We start from the raw sequence: 15663 nt of genomic DNA, 5'->3' as shown, positions 1-15663 counted from the left end.
CCGGGCCGTTGCGGCGCCAGCATGGCCCGGAGGGACTGGCGCGCCCAGCAGGATTCGAACCTGCGGCCTGAAGCTTAGAAGGCTCCTGCTCTGTCCAGCTGAGCTATGGGCGCTTGCGCGGGGTCAGTGGGACCAGTTCTCCGCCCGGCCGAAGCGGAAATTGTCGGCGTAGACCTTGGGCTTGATCGGCGCGGGCTTGGGCGCCGGCTCCACCTCCCAGGACAGGCCCTTCGCCTCGCACCAGGCGATGGCGGCCTCGGGCGTCGGGAACTCCAGCGTCACCTGCTTCAGCGTGTCGCCCGAGCCGGACCAGCCCATCAGCGGGTCGATGCGCAGCTTCTCCATCGGCGCGAAGCGCAGCATCCAGCCCTGCGAGCGGGCGCGGCCGGACTGGGTGGCCGGGCGCGGCTCCTGGTAGATGCGGACCTGGGGGGCGAGCTGGGTCATGGCCCCATCTTGTGCCGCCGCCGCGCGCCGCTGCCAAGCCCGCTGCTGCGTTCCCCCCGGCGGATGCGCCATGATGGCGCCCGGCAGGCGGGGGATGGCGCATGGGGCGGGACGGGCGGGCCGACGTGTTCCGGGGCCTGGCGCTGTGGATGATCGTGGTGAACCACACCCCCGGCAACGTGCTGGGCCAGGTGACGCTGAAGAACTGGGCCTTCGCCGACGCCACGGAGATCTTCGTGCTGCTGGCCGGCTACGCCGGCGCCTTCGCCTATGCCGGCGTGGCCGACCGCGAGGGCTGGGCCATCGCCTCCGCCCGCGCGGTGCGGCGCATCGGCAAGCTCTACGTGACGCACATCTTCCTGCTGGTGGTGTTCACCGCCCAGGTCGGGCTGTCCGCCGCCACGCTGGACCGCGCCGCCTACCTGGACGAACTGGCGCTGGACCCCTTCGCCGAGGACCCCTACCGCACCCTGCTGGAGGCGCTGATGCTGCGCTTCCAGCCGGCCTTCCTCGACATCCTGCCGCTCTACATCGTGCTGCTGGCGCTGCTGCCGGCGATGCTGGCGCTGCGGCGGCGGCCTTGGCTGATGCTGGCGCTGTCCGTGCTGGTCTGGGCCGGGGCGCGGCAGCTCGACCTCAACCTGCCGCGCTGGCGGGAGGGCGGGTGGTTCTTCAACCCGCTGGGCTGGCAGCTGCTGTTCGTGCTGGGCTTCCTGGTCGGCCAGGGTGCGCGGGGCGCCCCCTCCCTGCCCTGGCCCGCGCCGTCGCGCGCGCTGTCCGCCCTGGCGGCGGCCATCCTACTGGGCTGCGCCGCCGTGCTGGTGACGGAGGCGCGCCTGCCCGCCGCGATGGAGCGCCTGCCGGACGCCCTGCCCGCCTTCCTCGCCTCCGTGGACAAGACGGCGCTGCACCCGCTGCGGCTGCTTTCGGTGCTGGCGCTGCTGTGGCTGGTGGCCCGCCACGTCCCGCGCGACGCCGCCTGGCTGCGCGCCCGCTGGGCGTGGCCCTTCACCGCCATGGGGCGCCACTCGCTGCCCGTGTTCTGCTTCGGCATCCTGCTTTCCTTCCTGGCGCGGCTGGCGCTGGAGGTGGAGGACGGGCCGGCGATGCAGTGGGCGGTGAACATCCTGTGCCTGGCGGCGCTGATGCTGACCGGCCTGCTGGCCGATTGGCAGCAGGAGCGGCCGCGCGCTACCGTCGCGCCCGCCATGCGCGCCGCCGCGCTCCTCCTGCCGCTCCTGCTGCTCGCCGCGCCCGCCGCGGCGCAGCCCGCCTGCCCCGCCGTGCCGGAGGAGGTGATCGAGGCCGCGCGCCCGCTGCCCGCCACCCTGGCGGCGCTGAACGCCGGCACGCTGCGGGTGCTGGTGCTCGGCTCGGCCTCCGTCACCGGCCCCGGCGGCTCGGGGCCCGAGCATTCCTGGCCCGCCCGGCTGCAGGCGCTGCTGGCCGCCGCCCACCCGCAGGCGGTGGTGGAGGTGGCGGTGCGCGGCGGCCGCGGCGTCTCGGTGCAGGACCACCTGGCCCTGCTGCGGCAGGAAGGCCCGGCCTTGCAGCCGCAGCTGGTGGTCTGGCAGGCCGGCACGGTGGAGGCCGCCCGCGGCGCCGACCCGGAGGAGATGACGGAGGCGCTGACCGCCGGGCTGGACCGCATCCGCCGCCGCGGCGCCGACGCCATCCTGGTGGACATGCAATGGAGCCGCTTCCTGCGCGGCAACGCCAATGTCGAGCCCTACCGCGACAAGCTGCGCCTGGCGGCCGGCGGCGCCGGGGCCGCGCTGTTCCGTCGCTGGGAGTTGATGGAGAGCTGGGCCGATGCCGGCGCCCTGGACCTGGAGCGCACGCCGCCGGCTGCCCGCCGGGCCGCGCTGGACCGGCTGAACGACTGCCTGGCGCGCTCCCTCGCCTCGCTGGTCGCGCGCGGGCTGGCGGAGGCGCGCTAGAGCACGCGCCGCCTTGATGGAATCATCAAGGCGGCGCGTGCTGCGCGTTTGCGGATCATGATCCAGGCGGTGGCCCGCGGGAGCCGAAACCTTCCCGCGGTGCGGCGCCCGCGCTTCATCCCCCCGGGCGCGAGGGTGCAGCCGCCGCGCCTCATTCCAGCGCGGCGATCACCCGCCGCGCCGCCTCCGCCGTGCCGTGCGTCCCGCCGATGTCGCGCGTGCGCAGCCCCTCGCGGAAGGCGCGGTCCACCGCGGCGCGCAGCTCGGCCGCCGCCTCCGTCAGCGGGGCCTCGCCCAGCCATTCCAGCATCATCGCGGCGGACAGGATCATCGCCGTGGGGTTGGCCACCCCCTGCCCGGCGATGTCCGGCGCGGTGCCGTGCGAGGGCTGGAACACCGCGTGCTCGTCGCCCACGTCGGCCGAGGGGGCGAATCCCATGCCGCCGACCAGCCCGGCGGCCAGGTCGCTCAGGATGTCGCCGAACATGTTCTCCGTCGGCAGCAGGTCGAACTCCCAGGGGCGGCGCAGCAGGTCCAGCGCCATGGCGTCCACGTAGGCGGCGTCGAAGGCCACCTCCGGGTGGGCCTGGGCCTCCTCGGCGAACAGGTCGCGCATCCAGGCGAAGGCGCGGAACACGTTGGCCTTGTCCACCAGGGTCACCCGCCGCTTGCGCTGCGCCGCCAGCGCGAAGGCGCGCCGGGCCAGCCGGGTGGTGACGTGGCGGGTGATGCGCAGCGTCTCCTCGGCGTAGTCCTGCGTCACGGTGCCGCGGTCCTTGGAGAAGAACAGGCCCTCCGTGCTCTCGCGCAGGATGATGAGGTCGATGCCGGCGGCGCGGGGGTCGGCCAGCGGGCCGGGCACGCCGGGAATGGCGCGGATGGGGCGGATGCCGGCGTAGAGGTCGAGGCGCTGGCGCAGGGTGATCTGCGGCGCCAGCTCGGTGCCGTCCTGCGCGCGGATGCCGGGCCAGCCCATGGCGCCCAGCAGGATGGCGTCGGCGGATTCGCAGGCGCGGAAGGCGGCGTCGGACAGGTCCTCGCCGGTGTCGCGATAGGCCATGGCGCCGGCGCGGTGGGGGGTGAAGCGCAACCCCAGCGCGTGCCGGCGGCCCAGCGCCTCCAGCACCGCCAGCGTGGCCTCGGTCACCTCCGGCCCGATGCCGTCGCCGGCCAGGACCGCGACCTCCAGCGTGTTGGTGCCCATCGAATCCCCCCAGCATGCGCCGGAATGGAGGCTAGGCGCTTCCGCCGGGCGGCGGAAGCCGCGTCAGCCGCGTTGAATCAGCTCGATCTTGTAGCCGTCCGGGTCCTCGATGAAGGCGATCAGCGTGGTGCCGAACTTCACCGGCCCCGGCTCGCGCGTGATCTTCACGCCCTGGGCGCGCATCCGCTCGCAGGTGCCGTAGATGTCCGGCACGCCGATGGCGAGGTGCCCGAAGGCGCCGCCCATCTCGTAGCTGCTCACGCCGTAGTTGTAGGTCAGCTCCAGCACCGTCTCCGTGCGCTCGTCGCCGTAGCCGAGGAAGACCAGGGTGTACTTGCCGTCCGGCACATCGTTCCGGCGCAGCTCGCGCATGCCCAGGTGGGTGGTGTAGAAGGCGACGGAGCGGTCCAGGTCGCCCACGCGCAGCATGGTGTGCAGGTAGCGGAAGCTCATCGGGGGGTCTCCTCCAGGCCAAGGATGAAGATGCCGGCCGCGCGGGCCGCGCGCACGGCCTCCTCCCGCCCGGCCAGGATGGTGCCGCCGGCGGCGACGGCGATGCCGCGCAGCCCGGCGGCGGCGGCGTTCTCGACGGTGCGGGGGCCGATGGCGGGCGCGTCCACCCGCATCTCCTGCCCCTGCTTGGGCAGCTTCACCAGCACCCCGCCCGGCCCCTCGCGCCGCAGCGTGCCGGCGCGGGCCAGCAGCGCGTCGGTGCCCTCGATGGCCTCGATGCCCAGCACCAGCCCCTGCTGCACCACCACGGCCTGCCCGACATCCTGCGGCGCCAGCGCGCCCAGCACCGCCACGCCGCGGGCGATGTCGGCACGCGCCGCCTCGTCGGGCTCCGGGCCGGCCAGCAGCCCGGCGGGGGCCATGGCGTCCTCCAGCAGGGATTGGGGGGAGACGACGGCGAAGCCCTCCTCCTCCAGCAGGCCGACGATGCCGCGCAGGAAGGCGTCATCGCCCTTCAGCACCGCCGGGCCCAGCCGGGCCAGCGCCCGCCGCACCCAGGCGTCGGGCCACAGGCTGAGCATGGAGGGGCGCCTGGCCTGCCCGGCCAGGACCAGCCGCGTCACCCCCTCCTGCCGCAACCGGTCGATGATGGCGCCGGCGGCGCCCGGGCGCTCCTCCATGTGCGGCAGGTGGGCATAGGCGGCGGGGTCGCAGAAGCCGCGCAGGCACACCACGAAGACGCCCCCCTGCCGCGCCGCCGCCTCGGCCACCTTCAGCGGGAAGGGACCACCGGCGGCGATGACGCCGGTGGTCACGCCTCCTCGTCCTCCGCGCCGAACTCGGCGGTCATGCGGCCGGGGCGGATCAGCTCGCGCTTGCGCTCGGCGGAGCGCAGGAAGGCGATCACCTCCTCCACCAGCGCCTGGCCGGCGAACTGCGCCTCCGCCTGGGAAAGCCGCTCGGCGAAGGTTCCCGGCTCGCGGTAGATCAGGCGGAAGGCGGCGCGCAGGGCGTGCAGGTCCTCCCGCGCGTAGCCGCGGCGGCGCAGCCCGATCACGTTCAGCCCCACCAGCCGCGCCGGCAGGCCGAAGGCGTTGCCGAAGGGCGGCACGTCGTTGGTCACGCCGGCCAGCCCGCCGATCATCGCCTGGCGGCCGATGCGCACCGTCTGGTGCACCGCGGCGCCGCCGCCCAGGAAGCAGTTGTCGCCCAGCCGCACATGCCCGCCCAGCATGACGTTGTTGGCCAGGATCACGCCGTCGCCCACCACGCAGTCGTGGCCGACATGCGAGCACGCCATCAGCAGGCAGCCCTCGCCCACCAGCGTCATGCCGCTGCCGCCGACGGAGCCGCGGTGGACGGTGACGTGCTCGCGCAGCTCGCTGCGCGCGCCCAGGCGCACCCCGGTGGGCTCGCCCTTGTACTTGAGGTCCTGCGGGGCGAGGCCCACGGAGGCGAAGGGCGAGAGCTTCGCGCCCGCGCCGATCTCCGTGCGCCCCTCCACCACGTTGTGCGAGGCCAGCCGCGCGCCGGCGCCGATGACGGCCTCGGCGCCGACGATGCAGAAGGGGCCGACCTCCGCCCCCTCCCCCACCACGGCGCCGGGCGCGAGGATGGCGGTGGGGTGGATGCGGGCCGAGGCCGCGACGGCGTCCAAGGCCATCACCGGTCGCGGATCATGGCGGCGAAGGTGGCCTCGGCGCAGACCTGGCCATCCACCCGGGCCTCGCCGCTGAACTTCCACACGTTCATGCGGCGCTGCGCCTTGCGCACGTGCACCCGCACCTGGTCGCCCGGCACCACCGGGCGGCGGAACTTCGCGCCCTCGATGGACATGAAGTAGACCAGCTTGCCCTTGAAGCCCGCGCCCAGCGTCGTGACCACCAGCACGGCGGCGGTCTGCGCCATGCTCTCGATCAGCAGCACGCCGGGCATCACCGGCTCCTTGGGGAAGTGGCCCTGGAAGAAGCCCTCGTTGATCGAGACGTTCTTGATGCCCACCGCGCTGTCGTCCAGCCGCATCTCCACCACGCGGTCGATCAGCAGGAAGGGGTAGCGGTGCGGGATCGCCTCCATCACCCCCTGGATGTCCAGCGTGCTTGCCGTCGCCTCGTTCGTCGCGTCCATGGCCGTCCCTCAGCCGTCCTTGCCCACCGGCCCGCGCCCCTGCGCGGCCAGCTTCCTGACCACCGCGATGTTGCGGAAGGCCTCCCTCACCGGCAGGGCGGGCGTGCCGAACACCTCCGCCCCCGCCGGCACGTTGCCGATCACCCCGGCCTGCGCGCCGATGCGCGCGCCGGCGCCGACCTCCAGGTGGCCCGCAAAGCCGGCCTGCCCGCCGGCCTGCACCCAATCCCCGAATCGGGTGGAGCCGGAGACGCCGACCTGGCTGACCAGCACGCAGCCCCGGCCCAGGCGCACGTTGTGTCCGATCTGCACCAGGTTGTCCACGCGGGTGCCGCGCCCGATGCGCGTCTCGCCCAGGGTGGCGCGGTCCACGCAGGAATTGGCGCCGATCTCCACCTCGTCCTCCAGCACCACCACGCCCAGCTGCGGCACGGTGACGTAGCGGCCCTGCCCGTCCGGCACGAAGCCGAAGCCCTCGTTGCCCACCCGCGCGCCGGCGTTCAGCACGCAGCGCGCGCCCAGCACGGCGTGGGAGACGGAGGCATGGGCGTGGATGCGGCACCCCTCGCCCATCTCCACCCCCGGCCCGACCACGGCGTGCGGGCCGACCAGGCAGCCCGCGCCCAGGCGCGCCCCGGCGCCGATGACCGCGAAGGCACCGACCTCCGTGCCCTCGCCCAGCGTGGCGGTGGGGTCCACCGCGGCGGAGGGATGCACGGCGCCGGACGGCGCGGCCGGCGGGTGCAGCCGGGCGGCGATGCGCGCGAAGGCCAGGGTGGGGCTGGGATGCAGGATGGCGATGCAGCCGGCCGGCACCGCATCGGCCGCGCCGGGCGCCACCACCACCGCCCCGGCGCGGGTGGCGGCCAGGGCGGCGCGGTTCCGCCCGCCTTCCGCGAAGGACACTTCCTCCGGCCCCGCCGCATCCAGCGGCGCGACGGAGCGGAAGGGCCGCGCCGGGTCGCCGTCGGAGGTGGCGCCCCCGGCGGCGGCGAGCAGCGCCGCCAGCGGCAGCGGGCCGGCGGCGGGGTGGAAGCGCGGGTCGGCGGCCATGGGTGCCGCCGCCCTCAGCGGCCGGGCTGGGCCGGGCGCTGCGGGGCCGCCGGCGCCGGCGCCTGGCCGCGCGGCGTGACCTGCTGGGCGGCGGCCGGCGGGGCCAGCGGCGTGGAGCCGTCGCTTTCCGGCGGGACGGTGACGCGGGCGAGCACGCGGTTGAACTGCCCGGCCACTTCCTCGGTCATGTCGAAGGCGGGCTCGTTCATGATGACCAGCGGCCGCGGCAGCACGATGTTGACGTTGCGCGAATTGGCCACCTGCCGAACCACGTTGGCCAGCGCCTCCTCGATCTGCGCCAGCGACTGCTGCGCCGCCTGCTCGATGGCCTGGGAGCGGTTGCGGAAGATGCGCTGGCTGTCGGTGATGCGGTCCTGCAGCTCGCGCTCGCGGGCGCGCAGCTGCTCGGGGTTCAGCTGGGCGCGCTGGTTGGCCAGGGCCTGCTGCGCCTCGCGCCAGGTGTTCTGCTCGCGCTGCAGGTCGTCGTTCAGGCGGGAGCGGCGGCGCTCGATCTCCTCGCGCACCTGGTTGAAGGCGGCGGAGACGCGCTGCACCTCGGGGATGTCCACGATGCCGATGCGCGCGGCGGGCGGCGTCTGGCCCTGGGCCGGGCGGGCCTGCTGCGCCTGGGCGGGGGGCTGGGCCTGGGCCGGGCGCTGCTGCGCCTGGGCCGGGCGCTGCTGGGCACCGCCGCCCCCCTGGCCGGGCACGAACCATTCCTGGTTGCCTTGGGCGAGGGAGAGCGCGGGCACGAGGCCGATGGAAAGCCCGAGGGCGAGACGGAAGCGGCGCATGGTTCTTGTTTGCCTGTCCTCAGATGGTCAGAAGCGGGTGCCGAAGCCGAAGCGCACGACCTGGGTCTCGTCGTAGCGCTGCTTGGCCACCGCCTGGGCGACGTCGATGTTGATGAGGCCGAAGGGCGAGCGCCAGGAGATGCCCACCCCCGCGCCGACGCGCGGCGTCGCGGTGTCGGCGATGCCCGCGCCGGAGATGGTCTGCGAGAGCGAGCCGATGTCCACGAAGGCGCGGCCGATCAGCCCGATCTCGCTGGGCAGCGGCAGCGGGTAGCGCATCTCGGTGCTCTGCGTCCACATGAAGCGGCCGCCCAACGGGTCGCGGCTGGCGAGGTCGCGCGGGCCGGCGCCGGCCAGGGCGAAGCCGCGCAGGTTCTCGCCGCCCAGGAAGAAGCGGTCCACGATGCGCTCGGGCTTGTTGCCGTAGCTCTCGATGATGCCCACCGAGCCGGAGAAGGACAGCACGTAGTCCTGGTCGCCCAGGATGCGCTCGAAGGGCAGGTGCAGCGAGCTGTCGAGGCGGGCGCGCACGTAGGAGACGTCGCCGCCCAGCCCCGCCAGGTCGGTGCCCAGGCGGATGATGTAGCCGCGCCGCGGCTCGATGAAGTTGTCGCGCGTGTCGTAGGCCAGGGTCTGGCTGACCTGGCTCAGCAGCGTCGAGCCCGCCTGCTCGCGGATGAAGCGCGAGGCGGTGGACTGCACGCTGTAGATGTCGCGGTTGACCAGGCTGTAGGAGACGGACTGGCGCAGGCGCTCGTTGAACTCCCAGCCGGCGCGCAGCGCGAAGCCGGCGCGGCGCTCGTTGTAGGAGGCGATGTTGAGCAGGTTGCGCTGGATGTAGAAGATGTCGCCGCCGATGGCCAGGTTGCGGTCCAGGAAGGCCGGGTCGGTCAGCGAGATGTCCACCTGGGAGCGGCGCTGCGCGATGGTGGTGTTGATGCGCGCGTCCAGCCCGGTGCCGGACAGGTTGCGCTCGCGGATGCCGAAATCGGCCAGGAAGCCGGCGTCGGTGGAGTAGCCGCCGCCGATGCTCACCTCGCCCGTCGCGCGCTCCTGCAGGCGCGTCGTCACGATCGTGCGGTCGGGCGTGGAGCCCGGCGAGTTGGTGATCTGCACGTCTTGGAAGTAGCCCAGGTTGCGGATGCGCTCGCGCGAGCGGCGGACCTGGGCTGCGTTGAAGGCGTCGCCCTCCGCCAGCCGGAACTCGCGGCGGATCACGCGGTCCTGCGTGCGGGTGTTGCCCTCGATGTCGATGCGCTCGACGAAGACGCGCGGCCCCTCGTTGACCGCGAAGTTGATGTTGATGCGCCGCGCCTCGGCGTCGCGGGTGATCTGCGGCTGCACGTCCACGAAGGGGAAGCCGCGCAGGTTCGCCGCGTCGGCGATGGCCTGGGAGGTGCGCTCCACCGCGTCGCCGTCGTACCAGTCGCCGGGGCTCACCTCCAGGAAGCGGCGCAGCGTGGCCGTGTCCAGGTTGGGGAAGGCGGAGGAGATGGTGATCTCGCCGAAGGCGAAGCGCTGGCCCTCGGTGACGGGGAAGGTGATGAAGAAGCCGGAGCGGTCGGGCGCCAGCTCGGCGGAGGCGTTGCCCACCTGCACGTCCGGGTAGCCGTTGCGCAGGTAGTAGCGGCGGATCAGCTCGCGGTCGAAGTTCAGGCGGTCGGGGTCGAAGGTGTCGGCGGTGGAGAAGAAGCGGTAGAAGGCCTGCTCCTTGGTCGCCACCACCTCGCGCAGCCGGGCATCGCTGAAGGCCTGGTTGCCGACGAAGTTGATGCGCGCCACCTGCGCGGTGTCGCCCTCCACGATCTCGAACACCAGGTCCACCCGGTTCTGGTCGAGCTGGATGACCTTGGGCTCCACCCGCGCGGCGAAGCGCCCGCGCCGGGCGTAGGTGTCCAGGATGCGCTGGCGGTCGGCCTGGGCCAGCTGCGGCGTGAACACCGCGCGCGGGCGCAGCTGCACCTCGTTGCGCAGGTTGTCGTCGGAGATGCGGCGGTTGCCCTCGAACGCCACCCGGTTGATGATCGGGTTCTCCTGCACGTTGACCACCAGCCGCGCGCCGTCGCGGGTGACGCGCACGTCGCGGAACAGGCCGGTGGCGAACAGGGAGCGCAGCGAGCGGTCGGCCCGGTCGGGGTCGTAGCGGTCGCCGGGCTGCAGCAGCATGTAGGAGCGGATGGTGTCCGCCTCGATGCGCTGGTTGCCGCGCACCTCGATGGCGGTGATGGCGCCGCCCGCCTCGGCGGCGGCGGGGGCCGCGCGGCGCTGCTGCGCCTGGGCCGGGGGCGCGGCCAGGATGGCCAGGCCGGCGGTGGCGAGCAGCAGGGCGCGGAAGGTGGCGTGCAAGGGGCGACCCATCTGTTGGGGGGTGGTGATTCCGGGGCGGACCATAGCGGCGGCGGGCCGCGCCCGCCACCCCGGGAACGAAAGGGCGCCGCGTCGGGCGCCCGGCGGGGCGAGGCTGCCCCGGGCGCCCGCGGGCGGGGCGGGCCTCACCCGAACATCCCCGCCACCCAGCGGCCGATGCCGCCATGCGCGATGTCGTTGAAGGTGGCGAAGACGAACAGCGTGATCAGCACCGCGAAGCCGGCGCGGAAGCCGTATTCCATGGCGCGCGGCGGCAGGGGCCGGCCGCGGATGGCCTCGGCCGCGTAGAACAACAGGTGCCCGCCATCCAGCAGCGGGATGGGGAACAGGTTGAGCAGCGCCAGGCTGATGGACAGCAGCGCCATCAGGTTCACCAGCGGCACGATGCCCAGGCTCGCGGCCTCGCCCGAGACCTCGGCGATGCGGATGGGCCCGCCCAGCTCCTTGGCGCTGCGCTCGCCGGCCAGCATCTCGCCGATGCCCTTCAGCGTCATCCAGGACATGTCGAAGGTCTGCACCGTACCGGCCCACAGGGCGCTGAACGGGTCCAGCCGCTCGAAGCGCGCCTGCCCGCCCTGCACGCCCAGGATGCCGACCGGCTGGGCCTCGCTGCCCGGGCGCACCATGGGCGTGACGGACAGCGTCACCTCGCGCCCCTCGCGCGCCACGCGCACCTCCACCGGCTGGCCGGCGCGGGGCTGGATGTGGCGCTGCACCTGGTCGAAGCGGCTGACGCGCAGCCCGTCGAGGCTGAGGATCTCGTCGCCCGCCTGCAGGCCGGCGCGCTCGGCGGCGCTGCCGGCGGTGACGGCGCCGATGGACGTCATGCCGCGCGGCTGGCCCCAGGTGGCGTAGAGCCCGGCGAACAGCAGGATGGCCAGCAGGAAGTTCGCCACCGGCCCGGCGGCCACCACGATGGCGCGGTCGCGCACCGGCTTGTCGTGGAAGGTCTGGCCCGCGCGGTGCGGCACGCTGTCCGGCTCCTCCGAGCCGTCCAGCGCGTTCTGCCCGTGCAGCTTGACGTAGCCGCCCAGCGGGATGGGCGAGATGCGCCACTCGGTGCCGCGCCGGTCGGTCCATTTCGCGATGGGCTTGCCGAAGCCGATGGAGAAGGCGTCCACGTGCACGCCGCGCCAGCGCGCGGCCAGGTAGTGCCCCAACTCGTGGAAGAAGATCAGCACCCCCAGCACCACGATGAAGGCCAGGGCGGTGCGGGCGATGTCGGGCAGGAAGTCCAGCATGGTCCGGTTGTCCTTCAGGCGGCGGCGCGGTGGGCGGCGATGCGGCCGGCCTCGTCGCGCGCCGCGGCGTCCAGCGCCAGCACGGCGGCGAGGTCGGGCACGGGGGTGGCGCCCAGCGCGGCCAGCGCTTCCTCCACCACCGCGGCGATGTCCAGGAACGGCAGGCGGCGGGCCAGGAACAGCCCGACCGCGACCTCGTTGGCGGCGTTCAGCACGCAGGGGGCGCCGTGGCCGGCGGCCAGCGCCTCGCGCGCCAGGCGCAGGGCGGGGAAGCGCGCCTCGTCGGGGGCCATGAACTCCAGCCGGCCCAGCGCCGCGAGGTCCAGCGGCTTCACCTCCGCCGCCATACGCTCCGGCCAGGCCAGGCAGTGCGCGATGGGCGTGCGCATGTCCGGGCTGCCCAGCTGCGCCAGCAGCGAGCCGTCGGCGTACTGCACCAGCCCGTGCACGGTGGATTGCGGGTGCACCAGCACCTCCACCGGCGGGCCGGGGAACAGGCGCGCGGCCTCGATCACCTCCAGGCCCTTGTTGAACATGGTGGCGCTGTCCACGCTGATCTTGGCGCCCATGGACCAGACCGGGTGGCGCACCGCCTGCTCGGGCGTCGCCGCGCGCATCTCGGCCAGGCTGGCCTCGCGGAACGGGCCGCCGGAAGCGGTGAGGATGATCTTGCTGGCCGCCGTGGCGGGCTTGCCGGCCAGGGCCTGGAAGATGGCGTTGTGCTCGGAATCCACCGGCAGCAGGGTGGCCCCAGTGCGCCGCGCCAGCTCCAGCACGATGTCGCCGGCGCAGACCAGGGATTCCTTGTTGGCGAGCGCCAGGGTGCCGCCGCGCGCCAGCACCGCCAGCGTCGGGTGCAGGCCGACGCTGCCCACGATGGCGGCCATGGTCCAGTCGGCCGGGCGGGAGGCGGCCTCGACCACCGCCTGCGCGCCCGCCGCGGCCTCGATGCCGCTGCCGGCCAGGGCGGCGCGCAGCTCGCCCAGCCGGGCGTCATCGGCCACCACCGCCAGCCGCGCGCGGTGCGCCTGGGCCTGCGCCGCGAGGCCGGCGACGTCCTGCCCGGCCACCAGCGCCTCCACCCGGAACTCGCCGGGCGGCGCCGCCGCGAGCAGGGAAAGCGTGGATCGCCCGATGGACCCGGTGCTGCCGAGAATGGTGACGCTGCGGCCCAAGGGCGCTCTACCTCCAGAGATGGACGCCGGGGCCGAGCACCCAGGCCAGCAGGGCGGCGGCCGGGGCGGCCGCCAGCACCCCGTCCAGGCGGTCCAGCAGGCCGCCATGGCCGGGAATCAGCCCCGAGGAGTCCTTTACCCCGAAACGCCGCTTGATCCAGCTTTCCAAAAGGTCACCCCCCTGGGTGAACACCCCCAGCAGCGCGGCGACCAGCGCGGCGCGGGGGCCGGCCGTGCCGGGCTCCAGCCACGCCGCCGCCAGCAGCCCCACCGCCATGCAGCCCAGCAGCCCGCCCAGCGCGCCGGACCAGGTCTTGTTGGGGGAGACGGCCGGCCAGAGCTTCGGCCCGCCCAGCGCCCGCCCGGCGAGGTAGGCCGAGATGTCCGAGGCCCAGACCACCAGGAACAGGAAGATCACGTTCTCCCGCCCCGCCGCGTCGGCGTGGCGCAGCTCGATCAACGAGACGCCGGCCAGGCCGATGTAGAGCACCCCGAAGCCCAGCCAGGAGGGCGGCACCGCCCCGCGCCGCCGGGCCGAGAAGCGCGCCACGTAGGCCCCGGCCGCCAGCAGCCCGAGCGCCGGCCAGAACAGCCCCGCCACCGACAGCGCGCCGGCCGCCAGCACGAAGGCCGGCACGAACAGGCCGGGGCGCGAGCGGGTGGAGCCGCCGCACATCCGCACCCATTCCCAGGCCAGCCCCGCGACGCAGACCGCCATCAGGAAGGTCCACCAGCCCGCGCCCAGCCAGATGCAGGCGATGGCCGCCGGCCCCAGCAGCGCCGCCGTCAGGGCCCGCTTGCGCAGGTCGGCCCAGTTCCTCAACCCACGCGCGCCCCGAAGCGGCGCTCGCGGGCGGCGTAGTCGGCCAGGGCCTCGGCGAAGTGCGCCTCGGCGAAGTCGGGCCACAGCACGGTGGGGAAGTGCAGCTCGGCGTAGGCGGCCTGCCACAGCAGGAAGTTGCTCAATCGCCGCTCGCCGGAGGTGCGGATGATCAGGTCGGGGTCGGGCTGGCCGGCGGTGAACAGGCGCGCGGCGAAGGCGGCCTCGTCCAGCGCGGCCGGGTCGGCGCCCTCGCGCAGCAGGGCGCGGGCGGCATGCAGGATCTCCGCCCGCGCGCCGTAGGACAGCGCGACGGTGAGGTTCAGCGCGGTGCCGTCGGCGCAGCGCGCCTCCGCGGCCTCGATCAGGCGCAGCGTCTCCTCGCCGAAGCGGTGGCGCTCGCCGATCACGGAGAGGCGCACGCCCTGCTTGGCCAGCTCCGCCACCTCGGCCTTCAGGTAGTGGCGCAGCAGGGCGGTCAGCTCCGTCACCTCGTCGGCCGGGCGGGACCAGTTCTCCGAGGAGAAGGCGAACAGCGTCAGCCAGGGCACGGAATGCCGGATGGCGGCCTCGACCGTGCGGCGCACCGCCTCCGCCCCCGCCCGGTGGCCGAGCGCGGTGGGAAGGCCGCGGCCTTCCGCCCAGCGCCGGTTGCCATCCATGATGATGGCGACGTGGCGCGGCACCGGGGGTGGGGCGCGCTCCAGCATCAGACGGTCTTGATGTCCTTTTCCTTCGCCGCCACCGCGACGTCGATCTGCTTCACGTAGCCGTCGGTCAGCTTCTGCACCTCGTCGGACCAGCGCTTGGCGTCGTCCTCGCTGATCTCGCTCTTCTTCTTCCAGGCGGCCACGCTTTCCATGCCGTCGCGCCGCACGCCGCGGATGGCGACCTTGGCGCCCTCGGCGTACTTGGCCGCCATCTTGGCCAGCTCGTTGCGGCGCTGCTCGGTCAGCGGCGGCAGGTTGATGCGGATGGTCTGCCCCTCGGCCTGCGGGTTCAGGTTCAGCCCGGAATCGCGGATCGCCACCTCGACATGCTTGGTGACGGAGCGGTCGAACACCTGCACCACCAGCATCGCCGGCCCGCCGACCGAGACGTTGGCGACCTGGTTCAGCGCCTGGTTGGCGCCGTAGGCCTCCACCCGGATGTTCTCCAGCAGGGCGGGCGAGGCGCGGCCGGTGCGCAGGCCGGAGAACTCCTTCTTCAGCGTCTCCATCGCGCCGTCCATGCGGCGGGTCAGGTCGGCCTTCAGGACCTTCAGGTCGGGGGGCGCGCTGGCCATGGCTCGGTTCTCCCTGTTCTCAGGCGGCGTCGGTGACGGTGGTGAAGCGGCCCTGGCCCTGCATCACCGCGGTGAAGGCGCCGGCCTCGTGGATGTTGAAGACGATGATGGGCAGGTGGTTCTCCCGCGCCACGGAGATGGCGGCGGCGTCCATCACCGCGAGGTCGCGGGCCAGCATCTCCAGGTAGCTCAGCGTGGTGTAGCGCTGGGCATCGGGATTCTTGCGCGGGTCGCTGTCGTAGACGCCGTCCACCTGGGTGCCCTTCAGCAGGGCGTCGCAGCCCATCTCGGCGGCGCGCAGGGCGGCGGCGGTGTCGGTGGTGAAGAAGGGGTTGCCGGTGCCGGCGGCGAAGATGACGACGCGGCCCTTCTCCATGTGGCGGATGGCGCGGCGGCGGATGTAGGGCTCGCAGATGCTCGACATCTCGATGGCGCTCTGCACGCGGGTGGGCACGCCGATGCGCTCCAGCGCGCTCTGCATCGCCAGCGCGTTCATCACGGTGGCCAGCATGCCCATGTAGTCGGCCTGGGCGCGCTCCATGCCGGTGGCGGCGCCCGCGATGCCGCGGAAGATGTTGCCGCCGCCGATCACCAGCGCCACCTGCACGCCCAGCGCCACGGCGTCCTTGATGTCCTGCGCGATGGCCTTCACCGTCGCGTTGTCCAGCCCATAGGCCTTGTCGCCCATCAGCGCCTCCCCGGAGACCTTCAGGAGCACGCGCTTGTAGGTCGGGGTCATGGGGCGCTTCCGGGTTGT

At 73.9% G+C, this 15663-nt stretch carries 16 protein-coding genes and 1 tRNA gene; 1 reads left to right on the top strand and 16 read right to left on the bottom strand.

Going from position 1 to position 15663, the window contains the following annotated elements; all coding sequences use genetic code 11:
* Positions 1 to 36: 36 nt before the first annotated feature.
* A tRNA-Arg gene (locus ACI6QG_RS01465) sits at positions 37 to 113 on the bottom strand.
* 10 nt (positions 114 to 123) lie between these two features.
* Positions 124 to 447 carry an NADH dehydrogenase ubiquinone Fe-S protein 4 gene (locus tag ACI6QG_RS01460; RefSeq protein ID WP_407022779.1) on the bottom strand — a complete coding sequence of 108 codons (324 nt, stop codon included), beginning with the start codon at positions 445 to 447 and terminating at the stop codon, positions 124 to 126.
* 101 nt (positions 448 to 548) lie between these two features.
* On the opposite strand from ACI6QG_RS01460, the gene opgC reads away from it, so the two are divergent.
* Positions 549 to 2387: an OpgC domain-containing protein gene (opgC, locus tag ACI6QG_RS01455; RefSeq protein WP_407022778.1), complete on the top strand. Its 1839-nt coding sequence runs from the start codon at positions 549 to 551 to the stop codon at positions 2385 to 2387.
* A gap of 151 nt (positions 2388 to 2538) precedes the next feature.
* Here opgC and ACI6QG_RS01450 read toward each other — a convergent pair whose 3' ends face one another.
* From ACI6QG_RS01450 to pyrH, 14 genes are all read right to left on the bottom strand, one after another.
* The gene (locus ACI6QG_RS01450) at positions 2539 to 3591 is read right to left on the bottom strand and encodes an isocitrate/isopropylmalate dehydrogenase family protein (protein WP_407022777.1); all 1053 of its coding nucleotides are present in this window, start codon (positions 3589 to 3591) and stop codon (positions 2539 to 2541) included.
* Between the two features lie 63 nt (positions 3592 to 3654).
* Positions 3655 to 4044, bottom strand: coding sequence for a lactoylglutathione lyase (gene gloA, locus ACI6QG_RS01445; protein WP_407022776.1), 390 nt, complete (start codon positions 4042 to 4044; stop codon positions 3655 to 3657).
* On the bottom strand, positions 4041 to 4859 hold the full coding sequence (locus tag ACI6QG_RS01440) for an LpxI family protein (protein ID WP_407022775.1): 819 nt from the start codon (positions 4857 to 4859) through the stop codon (positions 4041 to 4043). Before ACI6QG_RS01440 ends, gloA begins: the two co-directional genes overlap by 4 nt.
* Positions 4856 to 5707 (bottom strand): acyl-ACP--UDP-N-acetylglucosamine O-acyltransferase, encoded by an 852-nt coding sequence (gene lpxA / locus ACI6QG_RS01435; protein ID WP_407022774.1) that lies wholly within the window; start codon positions 5705 to 5707, stop codon positions 4856 to 4858. The genes ACI6QG_RS01440 and lpxA overlap by 4 nt, the downstream gene beginning before the upstream one ends.
* Positions 5707 to 6171 (bottom strand): 3-hydroxyacyl-ACP dehydratase FabZ, encoded by a 465-nt coding sequence (gene fabZ / locus ACI6QG_RS01430; RefSeq protein WP_407022773.1) that lies wholly within the window; start codon positions 6169 to 6171, stop codon positions 5707 to 5709. Before fabZ ends, lpxA begins: the two co-directional genes overlap by 1 nt.
* Before the next feature lie 9 nt (positions 6172 to 6180).
* Positions 6181 to 7224: a UDP-3-O-(3-hydroxymyristoyl)glucosamine N-acyltransferase gene (lpxD, locus tag ACI6QG_RS01425; RefSeq protein ID WP_407022772.1), complete on the bottom strand. Its 1044-nt coding sequence runs from the start codon at positions 7222 to 7224 to the stop codon at positions 6181 to 6183.
* 14 nt (positions 7225 to 7238) lie between these two features.
* Positions 7239 to 8018 carry an OmpH/Skp family outer membrane protein gene (locus tag ACI6QG_RS01420; RefSeq protein WP_407022771.1) on the bottom strand — a complete coding sequence of 260 codons (780 nt, stop codon included), beginning with the start codon at positions 8016 to 8018 and terminating at the stop codon, positions 7239 to 7241.
* Positions 8019 to 8045: 27 nt separating this feature from the next.
* Positions 8046 to 10376, bottom strand: coding sequence for an outer membrane protein assembly factor BamA (bamA, locus tag ACI6QG_RS01415; RefSeq protein WP_407022770.1), 2331 nt, complete (start codon positions 10374 to 10376; stop codon positions 8046 to 8048).
* A gap of 134 nt (positions 10377 to 10510) precedes the next feature.
* Positions 10511 to 11626, bottom strand: coding sequence for an RIP metalloprotease RseP (gene rseP, locus ACI6QG_RS01410; RefSeq protein ID WP_407022769.1), 1116 nt, complete (start codon positions 11624 to 11626; stop codon positions 10511 to 10513).
* 14 nt (positions 11627 to 11640) lie between these two features.
* Complete coding sequence (gene dxr / locus ACI6QG_RS01405; protein WP_491630711.1) at positions 11641 to 12801, bottom strand: 1-deoxy-D-xylulose-5-phosphate reductoisomerase; 1161 nt, start codon at positions 12799 to 12801, stop codon at positions 11641 to 11643.
* A 7-nt stretch (positions 12802 to 12808) separates the two neighbouring features.
* Positions 12809 to 13624, bottom strand: coding sequence for a phosphatidate cytidylyltransferase (locus tag ACI6QG_RS01400; RefSeq protein WP_407022767.1), 816 nt, complete (start codon positions 13622 to 13624; stop codon positions 12809 to 12811).
* Positions 13621 to 14331, bottom strand: a complete 711-nt coding sequence (uppS, locus tag ACI6QG_RS01395) for a polyprenyl diphosphate synthase (protein ID WP_407022766.1) — start codon at positions 14329 to 14331, stop codon at positions 13621 to 13623. Before uppS ends, ACI6QG_RS01400 begins: the two co-directional genes overlap by 4 nt.
* Entirely contained in the window at positions 14331 to 14906 is a 576-nt protein-coding gene (frr, locus tag ACI6QG_RS01390; protein WP_407022765.1) for a ribosome recycling factor, read from the bottom strand. The genes uppS and frr overlap by 1 nt, the downstream gene beginning before the upstream one ends.
* Before the next feature lie 19 nt (positions 14907 to 14925).
* Positions 14926 to 15645, bottom strand: a complete 720-nt coding sequence (gene pyrH, locus ACI6QG_RS01385; RefSeq protein ID WP_407022764.1) for a UMP kinase — start codon at positions 15643 to 15645, stop codon at positions 14926 to 14928.
* Positions 15646 to 15663: the final 18 nt, after the last annotated feature.

The organism is Sabulicella flocculans, from assembly GCF_045449635.1.
Classification (GTDB): Bacteria; Pseudomonadota; Alphaproteobacteria; order Acetobacterales; family Acetobacteraceae; genus Roseococcus.
The sequence above is the reverse complement of the archived record's forward strand: the minus strand, read 5'-3'. Positions and strand labels throughout refer to the sequence as shown.